This is a genomic window from Shewanella denitrificans OS217, assembly GCF_000013765.1.
Lineage (GTDB): Bacteria > Pseudomonadota > Gammaproteobacteria > Enterobacterales > Shewanellaceae > Shewanella > Shewanella denitrificans.
The window spans coordinates 3030763-3043336 of the sequence record NC_007954.1; the positions used below are offsets into that span (position 1 = coordinate 3030763).

Here is a 12574-nt window from a genome sequence, read left to right on the forward strand (position 1 = left end):
TCAACTGTGTCCCATTCGTCTAGATATAGAGAGAATAGGACATCGCCCACTTTGGTTTATAAGAGAGTCGGCGGTAACAGGGGTTTCAAATCCTTGATATTAATTATGTAGCAATTAGCTTTGATGTTTAGCCTACAGACATCAATGAGTATTCACTCGATACAGAGTATAAGGTATCAACTGTGTCCCATTCGTCTAGAGGCCTAGGACACCGCCCTTTCACGGCGGTAACAGGGGTTCGAATCCCCTATGGGATACCACTTTTTTAAGATGGTTGAACAGTATTCGAAGCGATTTTTCGAAAAGGTTTGAAAATCTAAAATAGCGTCGATGTTTAGCCTACAGACATTAACGAGTATTCACTCTCAGTGCAGAGTATAAAGCATGACTAGTGTCCCATTCGTCTAGAGGCCTAGGACACCGCCCTTTCACGGCGGTAACAGGGGTTCGAATCCCCTATGGGATACCAAATTAACCACCGCAAGGTGGTTTTTTTATGCCTTTTATTTAATGCACTCTTTTGCCACACTCTAATCTGAATACTTTTATTTAGGAATTCTGATGGCTATGCCTCCCTTGACCCACACAATCACTCGCTTCATACCCCCTATTTCAATTCACCGCACTTTTTAGCTTATTTTTTGCTTTGGTTGGCTTTAGCTACAATGTATGGCGCATGGAAATAACTGAATACAATGCCAATATTCGCGATGCAAGTTTTGAGATGCTGCTGCAACTCTCTGAGTTAGAACTTATTATTTATTCTGGCCACTATGATAACGATCCTATCGCTGGTAATCCTCGTAAAGCCTGGGTTAAAGTCGGACTCATCAAAGATCTCAGCCAAATAACTAATGCTAGAATGCAACTTGCCACAGAAAAGTTGCATCAAGATTGGCGTGAGAACTGGCACACCTTTATTCAAGATAACCAGAGTACCGAACTCCTCATAAAATCCATTGATGAAACTCGCAGTGAAGTCCGTTTTTTACTGGCAACCCTTGAATAAAGCATATCAATCGGTATTTATGTGATCTTAAACAAGCGTTTAAGAAAATAAATGCTGAGTTTTTACTCAATGTTCGCTAGATTAATGGCATAACAATAAGGAACTCTTAATCCAAGGAACCTAACTATGCCCATCTATCAAGCGCCACTTAGAGATTATCAATTCATCCTTTCAGAGCTACTCAATATATATCAGCAAGATGAGTTGAAAGGCTTCGATGATTTTGACCCTGAGCTTATTGACGCCATCTTGCAAGGTGTTGCCGATTTTGCCACCGAAGTCATGCTGCCAATCAACGCCAGTGGCGATAGACAAGGTTGTGCACTAAAAGATGGCAAAGTTATCACTCCTGAAGGATATATCTCAGCGTATCGGCAGTATGTGGATAACGGCTGGGCAACCTTAACTTGCGATCCAGAATTTGGTGGTCAAGGACTGCCCGAAGTGGTTGGCACCTTTGCCACGGAAATGAAAACCGCCACCAAATATGGCATTTGCCATGTATCCAGGTTTAACTCATGGGGCTTACAGCGCCATTCATGCCCACGGAAATGAAGCCTTAAAACAAAAATACCTGCCAAAACTTGTCAGTGGTGAATGGACTGGCACCATGAACTTAACTGAATCCCATGCTGGCACCGATTTAGCCTTACTGCGAACCAAAGCTGTCCCTGTGAGTGAAACAACCTTTGCCATCAGTGGCGAGAAAATATTTATCTCCTCAGGCGATCACGACCTTGCCGACAATATCATCCATTTAGTGCTGGCACGCTTGCCCGATGCCCCCGCTGGCGTTAAAGGCATTTCTCTGTTCGCTGTTCCTAAATTTCTGGTTAGTGCCGATGGCAGTTTAGGAGCGCTCAACAGCCTCAGCGCCACCGGGCTTGAACATAAAATGGGGATCCACGGTAATTCAACCTGTGTCATGCACTTTGATGGCGCGATTGGTGAACTGATTGGCGATGCTCATCAAGGGCTTAAGGCTATGTTTACCATGATGAATCAAGCACGGCTTGGGGTCGGTATACAGGGGCTTGGCGTATCGGATATAGCCTATCAAAATGCTCTCGCCTACGCTAAAGATCGTATTCAAGGTCGTGCACTAAGCGGTGCTAAACAGCCACAGCAAGCCGCTGACAGCATTTTGTTCCATGGCGACATTCGTCGTATGCTTTTATCACAAAAATCCTTTAATGAAGGCGCACGCGCGCTTATGGGCCAGCAAGCTTTATGGCTCGATGAAGCCGAGCGTCATAACGACCCAGTGAAAGCTAAGCAAGCTTCGGCATTAGCCGCTCTGTTTACACCGATAGTGAAAGGCTTTGTCACCCAAGAAGGATTCAATGCCTGCGTCGATGCGCAGCAAGTGTTTGGCGGTCATGGTTATATCAATGAATGGGGCATGGAGCAGTTTGTCAGAGACATTCGCATTGCAATGATCTATGAAGGCACCAATGGGGTGCAGGCACTGGATTTAGTCGGCAGGAAACTCTTAAGTGATAAAGGACACGCCTTAGGCTTATGGCAAGGTCTGGTGAAAGACTTTATACTCAGTCGCCAAGATAAGGCGCAACTGACCCCATATATTACCGGTTTAATGAGCGCTGCCACTGAACTTGAAAAAGCCACAGGATATATTGTAAGTCTTGCGGCAACATCACCAGATAGCTTAGGTGCTGCGTCCATGGCTTATATGAAACTATTGGGGATAACCGCCCTTGCTTGGATGTGGACCAGAATGGCCGACATCGCTATTACAGCATTAACGTCCAACCCAAAAGATGCGGATTTCTATCAAGCTAAACTGCAAACCGCAAGCTTCTTCATGAGCTATTGGGGCAGCCAAGCTAAGAGTCTAAGGCTGCAAATAGAAGCCTCAAGCATTCAAATCACAGAATTTAATGACTCATACTTCTAAGGTATTAATCTCTGTTCCTCAGTGACCAAGCCACAATAAAAAACAGCTTCAATTGAAGCTGTTTTTTATTGTTCATTCTTAAGTTCGCATTGACCTTAATCCCACAAAAACTCACGAAAATGCTTACGGCACACAGATTCATAGCTCTCGTTACCGCCTATGGCAACTTGCTCACCTTCTCGCATAGGCTTACCTTCACCATCAAGACGGACCACCATATTCGCCTTGCGGCCGCAATGGCAAATGGTCTTAAGCTCCACCAACTTATCAGCCCAAGCCAGCAAATACTGACTACCGGTAAATAGTTCACCTTGAAAGTCACTGCGAAGACCGTAACACAACACGGGAATATCTAAATTATCCACCACATGGGTTAATTGCCTCACTTGCTCTTTACTCAAAAATTGGCTTTCATCGACTAATACGCAATGTAATTTAGTCTGCTGATGAGTCGCTTCAACCAATTCAATTAAGTTATCACCTTCACCAAACACTTGTGCTTCGGTTTGCAAACCTATTCTAGACGCCACTTTACCTATGCCATAACGATTATCAATGGATGCAGTCATCACCAAGGTATTCATACCGCGCTCACGATAGTTATAGGAAGATTGTAATAACGAAGTCGACTTACCCGCGTTCATCGCCGAATAATAGAAATAAAGTTGTGCCAAAATACATGTCCTTGAATGAGGTTTATACCGCCGCTAGGTGGATGAGGATACCTAAAAGCATAATAACAATGCCGCTACTTTCGGTTAACGGCATGGTTAATTATCGCTATTTCATATTTAGAAATAACGGTTAGCTTTCACTTTGAGAATAAAAACACTAATAACGAATAGTCCACTTGCTGCTGCAAGGCTATAGAGTAAAGACTGACTAAAACCTAAAACTAAATACCCCACAAGGCTTATCATTGCTGCGATAAGCGCATAAGGTAATTGGGTTACCACATGGTCGATATGATGACAACTCGCCCCAGTTGAAGACAAAATGGTGGTGTCTGAAATCGGTGAACAATGATCGCCAAATACAGCGCCTGCCAATACCGCAGACAACATAGGTAGCATCATGGTGCTATCGCTTCCCATGGCCATGTCTGCGGCAATGGGCAGCATGATCCCAAACGTGCCCCAACTGGTTCCCGTTGAAAATGCGGTAATGCCTGCCAAAATAAATAATACTGAAGGTAACAGCGCGAAAGGAATATTGCCACTAGTGGCTAAGCTTGCCATATACTTACCGGTTTCTAACTCGCCAATGATACCTGCGATAGTCCAGGCAAATAATAGAATATAAATGGCCGGCAACATGGAGCGGGCACCTAGTGTCAAACCTTTTGCTATCATGCCAAGCTCGATTTTCTGCACTAGGCTCAGGATAATCGTTACAGCAAAGCCATTCAGCGCACCGAAAAATAATGATGAACTGACATCCGTTTTTTCAAAGGCACCCAGTAAACTAAATTCAATATTGGCATCCTGGAGCGCGTTTGCACCACTTGAAACCATAAAGTAGCAAGTCCCCAACACCAACATCAAAATAGGCAAAAACAAGCCTAATACACTGCCGGTATCGGCTTCAGGCAGTTCAGCTATGGCGCCAGCGGGAATGCCTTTCGATTCATCAAATAACTCGCCTTTCTTGGCATTCATTTCATGTTTGCGCATTGGGCCGACATCAAGACCGAACATGGCAACACACAACAGCAGTAGCAAAGCGAAAATGGCATAGAAGTTCATCGGGATCATCTGCACAAACAGGCTTAAATGGCCTGAATCGGCAAAACCATGAGCCGTTAAAATACCGCCAATAAGTGCAATAATGTATGCCCCCCAACTGGATATTGGCGACAAGACACACACAGGCGCCGCTGTCGAGTCCAGTACATAGGCAAGTTTAGCTCGAGACACATGATATCGGTCGGTAATGGGGCGAGAGATTGCACCTACGACTAAGCTGTTAAAATAATCATCAATAAACACCACACAACCTAGGAAGATAGTCAGTAATTTAGCATCCCGCTTGCTTCTAATGCGCAGCCTTGCCCATTCTGCGAATGCCCGAGCTGAGCCGCTGACAGTTATCAAGGCCGTGATCATCCCAAGCACCATCAGGAAGCCTATGATGTACAGATTCCAGCTGTTAAGTCCGCCATCCGTCCACACTAGGCCACTGACGCTTTTAGCGACAAATTCACCGCTGGCCATCACAGAAAAGTCATTAAGCAATAAGGCACCAATGATGATCCCAAAGCCAAGAGACAAGAGTACATGGCGGGTGAAAATAGCCAGAATGATGGCAACTAAAGGAGGGAGTAAGGAAAGCATGGAATCAGAATAAGTTATTAGGTTCATTGTCATTTTCTTTAATACGAACGTATGGAGGCAACTGAACCGGTGGCAGGAAACGCATTAAACACCTGTCCTATCAGTAGCGCTCCACGGTTAAAATCTTCTATCTTCCCGATAAAAAACACCATGGCAGTGTTGCGCTTTTTCAACAGCAACACCAGCAGTAGATCATGATGGATAGCTCAACTTCGGCACTAACTCCTTTCGTGAACGATCTTAGGCATCACCCTACTGATCACTACTTATAATTAGCGCACCTCTACCATAAAGGGCGTTGAATTAAGTCAACGCGGGCACATATAAACATAAGCGCCTGTGAGTCTATCAACTCACAGGCGCTTAGTTTGATTTAGTTCACTAATTAAAGCAAGTTAGTCAGTGCAGGTACAGCCTCAAATAAGTCTGCTTCTAAGCCATAATCTGCCACTTGAAAGATAGGGGCTTCTGGATCTTTGTTGATAGCAACAATGATCTTTGAATCTTTCATACCGGCAAGATGCTGAATCGCGCCAGAAATACCCACTGCTATATACAAATCAGGTGCAACAATTTTACCCGTCTGTCCGACTTGTAAATCGTTAGGAACAAAGCCTGCATCTACTGCTGCACGTGATGCGCCAACCGCAGCACCCAGCTTATCGGCTAAGGTTTCAAGTAGTGCGAAATTTTCGCCGCTACCCATACCGCGACCACCAGACACTATGATGCCAGCGCTTCCCAGTTCAGGACGGGCCGAGACAGTGAGCTCCTGTGATACAAAAGCCGTTTTAGCTTCAATCACCTGAGTTAAGCTCACCACTTCAGCATTGCCGTTAGATGCGGCGACATCAAATGCACTTGAGCGCACTGTCATCACTTTTTTGCTATCTAAACTCTGCACTGTCGCTAATGCGTTACCCGCGTATATTGGTCTGACGAATGTATCAGGACTAACAACTTCTATCACTTCAGAAATCTGAGCCACATCCAATAAGGCTGCAACCCGAGGTAAAGTGTCTTTACCCACGCTTGAGGCAGCACTCAAAATGTGTTCATAGTCAGATGCAAGTGTTAAGACTAAAGCCGATAGGTTTTCAGCAAGCTGTGCCTGGTAAACAGAAGCATCTGCCACCAATACTTTGCTTACGCCATCTAGGGTTTTGGCAGCGGTCACCACTTCAGCACATTCAAAGCCTGCCACTAATAAATGTATTTCGGCGCCTATGGCTTTGGCCGCACTAATCACTTTAGCGGTATCTAATTTTAAATGGGTATTATCATGTTCAGCTAAGACTAAAATGGCCATGTTAGATCACCTTCGCTTCAGTTTTTAATTTCTCGATCAACTCTTCCACAGAGGAAACCATGATCCCGGCTTTACGTTCTGACGGTGGAGCCACCTTAAGTACCTTCTGGTGTACTTTGAGTTCAACGCCTAAATCCGCAATCGACATCACATCCAAAGGCTTACGCTTTGCCTTCATAATGTTAGGCAAAGACGCATAACGGGGTTCATTTAAACGTAGGTCCACAGTCACGACGGCGGGTAATGGCATGGTCAAAGTTTGCAAACCGCCATCGACTTCACGAGTCACTGTGGCAGTTTGTCCTTCAATGTTAATCTCAGAAGCAAAGGTCGCCTGAGGCATACCTGCTAACGCCGCCAGCATTTGTCCAGTCTGGTTATTGTCACCATCAATAGACTGCTTACCAAAAATCACTAACTCCGCTTGCTCTTTTTGCTGCACCGCAAGCAGTAGCTTAGCGATAGATAAAGGCACTAACTCTTCATCTGTTTCTATATGAATAGCCCTGTCAGCCCCTAGCGCCATCGCTGTTCTTAGCTGCTCTTGTACTGCCTTAGTACCGACACTGACAACAATAACTTCAGTTGCTTTTCCGGCTTCTTTAAGGCGCACCGCCTCTTCAACAGCTATTTCACAGAATGGGTTTAAGGCCATTTTAAGGTTTGCTGTATCAACATTTGTGTTGTCAGCTTTAACCCTGACTTTCACATTGGCATCGACTACGCGTTTTACTGGCACCAATACTTTCATAGGGCTTCCTTCTACACCTTCAATGTATGTGGGTTGAGCATTGGTGAACCCAATGCAAGATAGGCCAACTTTACGTCCTGTTGACGTTAACGTCAACCGGTGTTAAACAAGCGTTTGCATTTTTTGCGCGCTCTGTTCACAAAAGTCACCCTAAAGTGTGATGAAAATCATATGAAATACCCAATTTTATAACTTATGGGTAATTATCTTTATTTAATTTTCAATTAATATGTAATTTGATTTGATTATAAATATTTTAGTTTCTATCATTAAGTTTACGAAAGCATATTCGTTTGTGAACATCATTGCTAATTTATAGATTTGACGACAGATTGAGCTAACACTTAGTACTTATGCTTAGCATTTGTGTTGAGTAGTTAAAATATGAACGTTAGAAGTGAACACTTAACGCACTAACGCGAGATAAACATAGTACATCATCAGATAGCGCTATTTTTCTAAAAGACAGTATTGGGTTGTTATGACAACACTGACAGACTAAAGAGAATATGATTAATCATCATTAATATTTAGTTTGGCGAAAATACATAAGCACTTACGACTTAGTTCATAAGGGTTGAGTTTTAAAGAAAGATAGCCCATCAATGATGTTTCTTTGATTTTTAATGTGTTATGTCATTACATTTAGCATCCTGTAAGCTATGCGACACTAAATGTAACAACTTAAGTTCATGGCATTTACATTGTCTTTTCATTTGACTGCCTATTCATGTTGAAATAAATCTAAGTTGATTAGCTGTTTAAATGGATTTCTTTGACTATATTACTTATCAGGCTTAAGTCAGTAGTGAGATTTCTTAAACTAATTCACCTGCAATATGCTAAATAGACCATTACTTTACACTCTAGATTAGGATGAACACAGATATGAGCGATTTTTTAAATATTCTAACTCACGGACGCCGCTTTAAAGCTGCAGTGAAAGAACTAGCCCTAACCGACTTACGTGATTTAGCCGTTAAGCTAGAGAAGATCATCACTGAACGTGAAGCCGAAGAAAAAGCAGAATCTGCAGCTAATGCTGAGCGTAATGCAAAGATTGCTGAAATTTTGGCTCAAATCGAAAACAATGGTTTATCGATTAATGATTTAGGTGATGTTGCCGTAGCGAAAACACCGGCTAAGAAACGTGCTCCACGTCCTGCTAAATATCAAATTACCGTTGATGGCGAACAGATCCAATGGACAGGCCAAGGTCGTATGCCAACGGTATTTAAAACTCAGCTAGAAAAAGGCAAAAAAATGGAAGATTTCTTAATTCCTGGCATGGAATAAGTTTTCCCCCACCTTCTGCCGTGACAAACACACGGCCTAGCTCAGAAAAGCCTGTATTAATACAGGCTTTTTTATTTTCATCCTTTATCAAGCTAAGACTTTCTCAAGCTTTTCAGACAAGGTAAACTAAGGCTTCACTCCTCTTTCAGGCTAGATTTATGTCTTTTATCTCTCTACGCAATTTAAGTTGCGGCGCTGTCACCTTATTAATCACCGCCTGTGCGGGTGATTATGGCTTTAAAAGCAATTTAGACCCTAAAGCTATTAATGATTATTTTAAACCCAGCGAAGTCACTGTTTTCGATGCGAACTCTAGTCCTAGTGCGCCTTTTAAGCGCCTAAAACTTGTCAGCGGTGAAACCTGTCAGATTAAAGAAAATGATGCTCCTGCATCGATTGCTGACGCTAGGACCTTAGCCAGACGAGCAGCGGCCGATCTTGGTGCTAACGGAATTATTATCCAGAGTTGTCAACTTATTGAAGTGCCAGAACAAGATTGTGTTAGCCGTGCCTTATGTGTCGCGCAAGCCATCAAAATAAATCAGCAATAATAGCCTTTGGGTATCAAGCTTAATCTTATGACGGATATAAACTCAGTACCAAATACGGTCAAGATTGCACACAAAGAACCCGTATTTAGTAATACCATTAACGCTGTCGCTATTTGCCGCAGCCCCTACAAACAAAAGTTTGGTATTCCACGGCAACCTGGGTTAGTTAATGCAAAGGGTTATATTGAATTAACCTCTGAGGTGAACCACTTAGATGCCGTGCGTGGTATTGAGCAGTACTCCCATTTATGGCTATTATTTTGCTTCCATGAAAATTTATCCCAAGGCTGGAAAACCACAGTCAGGCCACCGCGTTTAGGCGGCAACGAAAAGTTAGGCGTATTTGCTACCCGCTCCACCTTCAGGCCCAATGGCATAGGCCAATCTGTGGTGCGCCTTCATGGTGTAGTGCAACGCAAAGGTAAAATATGTTTAGAAATTTCTGGCATGGACTTACTGGACGGCACGCCTATTATCGATATTAAGCCTTATATCCCCTTCTCCGATGCCATTTTTGACGCCCGCGGCGGCATTGCCCAAGATGCGCCAGAGCTTATCCCGGTAAGCTTTTCTTCACTTGCCGCTAATCAGCTTGCACATTTAGGTGCTCAATCCCAGTACGCCGAACTTGAAAGTCTCATCATCGGGGTGTTATCCCAAGACCCTCGCCCTGCTTACAAAAAAACTAAGCTAGACGCTAAACTATATCAAGTAGCCCTGTATGATTTAGATATTTTCTGGCACCTAGTTGACGATAAAATTGAAGTCATAGAGCTTAAACCCACACGCTTAGGTAAAAGTGAGCCTGATAATGGAAAAGCCTGATTACCAAGCTCAACACAAACAGCGATTATCATGGATGCCTTGGCTGTATTTCTCATTAAAAGATAAGCACTTAGTTTGGGCCAAGCCTTGGCAAGACCAAATACAGTCAACACTTAAACAATTAGAAACTGTCCACATAGGTGAGCGATGCTTTATTGCCCCTGAAGCTAAATTGTTCGCAGAACCCGGACGAGATATCCATATAGGCAACTTGTGCATGATAGCCGCCGATGTGTTTATCCACGGCCCAATTACCTTAGGTGATGAAGTGGCTATTAATCATGGCTGTAGCTTAGATGGAGGCCGAGCAGGAATAACCATAGGCAAACAAACACGCATTGCCAATAATGTCACCATCTATGCCTTTAATCATGGCATGGCTATGGGCAATCCCATCTATCAACAAACCGTGTCATCCAATGGCATAGTCATAGGTGAGGATGTGTGGATTGGTGCCCAAGCAGGCATAGTGGACGGCGTTACCATAGGCAATCATGCTGTGGTTGGTATGGGGGCGATTGTGACAAAAAACGTGGCCGATTTTGCCATCGTTGCCGGTAATCCTGCCCGGGTCATAGGCGATAGGCGAGATAAAACATAACCCCATAGCTCATCCCCTTCTATTTGTGTACTCATCCCTTTAATTATCAGGTGACATCATCCCACTAGCTGCTAAAATGGCGCTCATTCATAGCTACTAATTGGACATTGGGAATGCGAGTTAGCAAGTACCTGCTTTCAACACAAAAAGAAACACCTGCAAATGCAGAGGTGATAAGTCATCAGTTAATGCTGCGTGCGGGTATGATCCGCCGTAATGCTTCGGGTCTTTACAGCTGGTTGCCGTCTGGTTTACGTGTTTTACGTAAAGTTGAAGCTATCGTGCGTGAAGAAATGAACAAGGCTGGCGCCATCGAAATTCTGATGCCCCTAGTTCAACCTGCTGACTTATGGATTGAAACGGGTCGCTGGGAAAAGTTTGGTCCTGAACTGCTGCGCTTCCAAGACAGACACAATCGTGATTTTGTCCTTGGCCCGACCCATGAAGAAGTGATCACAGATCTTGTGCGTAAAGAAGTCAGCTCATATAAGCAGCTGCCTTTAAGCCTGTATCAAATCCAAACCAAGTTTCGCGATGAAGTGCGCCCACGTTTTGGCGTAATGCGTGCCCGTGAATTCTTAATGAAAGATGCCTACTCGTTCCATTTAGATCAAGGCACCATGGATGAAACTTATCAGGCAATGTTCACGGCCTATAACAATATTTTCACTCGTATGGGACTTGCATTCCGCCCTGTACTTGCTGACACAGGTTCAATTGGTGGCAGTCTTTCCCACGAATTCCACGTGCTTGCCAACAGCGGTGAAGACTTAATCGCTTACTCGACCGGTAGCGATTATGCCGCCAACATAGAGAAAGCAGAAGCGGCAATACCAACACAGTCTCGGCTGGCGCCATCTCAAGCGATGAGCACTATCGATACCCCTAATGCTAAGACCATCGCCGAGTTAGTCGAGCAGTTCGATTTAAGCATCACTAGCACGGTTAAGACTTTAATCGTTAAAGGGGCGACTGAAGAGCAGCCACTTATCGCCTTAGTCATTCGCGGTGACCACGAGCTTAATGAAGTTAAAGCCGACAAGATTGACTTAGTGGCCTCACCACTGGAGTTTGCATCAGAAGCCGAAATACGTGCTGCCATTGGCGCAGGTCCAGGTTCAATCGGCCCTGTTGGTTTGAATATTCCAGTGTTTATCGATCACAGTGTCAGCGTTATGAGTGATTTTGCCGCTGGTGCTAACCAAGATGATAAACATTTTATTGGTATCAACTGGGAGCGCGATTTACCACTGGCAACGGCTGCTGACATCCGTAACGTTGTCGAAGGTGAAGCCACCCCTGATGGTTTAGGCACTTATGCTATGGCTCGCGGTATTGAAGTGGGTCATATTTTCCAGCTTGGCACCAATTACTCAAAAGCCATGAACGCCACAGTATTGGATGAGAACGGAAAATCTCAAGTGATGCTCATGGGCTGTTACGGTGTCGGCGTTAGCCGCATAGTGGCAGCAGCGATTGAGCAAAACCACGATGATAGAGGCATAATGCTGCCTGAAGCCTTAGCCCCTTTCACTGTGGGCATATTGCCGATGAACATGCACAAGTCTCATCGAGTGGCTGACATTGCAGAGAAGCTTTATCAAGACCTAAATGACGCCGGTATCGAAGTGTTACTCGATGACCGTAAAGAGCGTCCTGGGGTGATGTTTGCCGATATGGAACTGATTGGCTTACCGCATGTGGTCGTCATTGGCGATCGCAACATAGATGCTGGCGTATTTGAATATAAAAACCGCCGCACAGGTGAGAAGCAAGATATTCCATTAGATCAAATTGTCGACTTTCTTAAATCTTCATTAAAAGCTTAACCTTAAAAAGGTAAGTTTAAAGAAAGGGCTAATAATATGTTAAGCCTTTAACGTAAAAGCCGCCAAACTTTAGGATTTTGCTAAGTTTGAGCGGCTTTTTTATTATCTGAATTCTGGTTTAACTCAACATAATGGCTTATCCAGTAGCCCCC

The 12574-nt window shown here is 44.0% G+C and carries 10 protein-coding genes, 2 tRNA genes, 1 pseudogene and 1 riboswitch; of the genes and pseudogenes, 9 read left to right on the top strand and 4 right to left on the bottom strand.

Annotated features, from left to right (window positions below; genetic code table 11):
• Positions 1–184: 184 nt before the first annotated feature.
• From SDEN_RS13195 to SDEN_RS13210, 4 genes and pseudogenes are all read left to right on the top strand, one after another.
• Positions 185–260: transfer RNA gene (locus SDEN_RS13195), tRNA-Glu, on the top strand.
• Positions 261–393: 133 nt separating this feature from the next.
• Positions 394–469: transfer RNA gene (locus SDEN_RS13200), tRNA-Glu, on the top strand.
• A 207-nt stretch (positions 470–676) separates the two neighbouring features.
• Positions 677–1009, top strand: a complete 333-nt coding sequence (locus SDEN_RS13205) for a hypothetical protein (protein WP_232279892.1) — start codon at positions 677–679, stop codon at positions 1007–1009.
• A gap of 126 nt (positions 1010–1135) precedes the next feature.
• Positions 1136–2927: pseudogene (locus tag SDEN_RS13210) on the top strand (acyl-CoA dehydrogenase C-terminal domain-containing protein).
• Positions 2928–3022: 95 nt separating this feature from the next.
• Here SDEN_RS13210 and SDEN_RS13215 read toward each other — a convergent pair.
• From SDEN_RS13215 to SDEN_RS13230, 4 genes are all read right to left on the bottom strand, one after another.
• Positions 3023–3601 (bottom strand): thymidine kinase, encoded by a 579-nt coding sequence (locus SDEN_RS13215; protein ID WP_011496966.1) that lies wholly within the window; start codon positions 3599–3601, stop codon positions 3023–3025.
• Positions 3602–3718: 117 nt separating this feature from the next.
• On the bottom strand, positions 3719–5287 hold the full coding sequence (locus SDEN_RS13220) for a Na+/H+ antiporter NhaC family protein (RefSeq protein ID WP_041405810.1): 1569 nt from the start codon (positions 5285–5287) through the stop codon (positions 3719–3721).
• 69 nt (positions 5288–5356) lie between these two features.
• Positions 5357–5554, bottom strand: a riboswitch (Lysine riboswitch).
• Positions 5555–5645: 91 nt separating this feature from the next.
• Complete coding sequence (locus SDEN_RS13225; protein ID WP_011496968.1) at positions 5646–6569, bottom strand: electron transfer flavoprotein subunit alpha/FixB family protein; 924 nt, start codon at positions 6567–6569, stop codon at positions 5646–5648.
• 1 nt (position 6570) lies between these two features.
• Entirely contained in the window at positions 6571–7320 is a 750-nt protein-coding gene (locus SDEN_RS13230; protein ID WP_011496969.1) for an electron transfer flavoprotein subunit beta/FixA family protein, read from the bottom strand.
• Between the two features lie 888 nt (positions 7321–8208).
• Here SDEN_RS13230 and SDEN_RS13235 point away from each other — a divergent pair.
• The 5 genes from SDEN_RS13235 to SDEN_RS13255 all read left to right on the top strand — a co-directional run bounded on the left by SDEN_RS13235 (position 8209) and on the right by SDEN_RS13255 (position 12422).
• On the top strand, positions 8209–8616 hold the full coding sequence (locus tag SDEN_RS13235) for an H-NS family nucleoid-associated regulatory protein (protein ID WP_011496970.1): 408 nt from the start codon (positions 8209–8211) through the stop codon (positions 8614–8616).
• Positions 8617–8774: 158 nt separating this feature from the next.
• The gene (rcsF, locus tag SDEN_RS13240) at positions 8775–9167 is read left to right on the top strand and encodes an Rcs stress response system protein RcsF (protein WP_011496971.1); all 393 of its coding nucleotides are present in this window, start codon (positions 8775–8777) and stop codon (positions 9165–9167) included.
• 27 nt (positions 9168–9194) lie between these two features.
• Positions 9195–9992, top strand: coding sequence for a tRNA (N6-threonylcarbamoyladenosine(37)-N6)-methyltransferase TrmO (tsaA, locus tag SDEN_RS13245; RefSeq protein WP_011496972.1), 798 nt, complete (start codon positions 9195–9197; stop codon positions 9990–9992).
• A complete protein-coding gene (locus tag SDEN_RS13250) occupies positions 9979–10593 on the top strand; it encodes an acyltransferase (protein WP_011496973.1) in 615 nt (204 codons plus the stop codon). The genes tsaA and SDEN_RS13250 overlap by 14 nt, the downstream gene beginning before the upstream one ends.
• A 113-nt stretch (positions 10594–10706) precedes the next feature.
• Positions 10707–12422: a proline--tRNA ligase gene (locus tag SDEN_RS13255; protein WP_011496974.1), complete on the top strand. Its 1716-nt coding sequence runs from the start codon at positions 10707–10709 to the stop codon at positions 12420–12422.
• Positions 12423–12574: the final 152 nt, after the last annotated feature.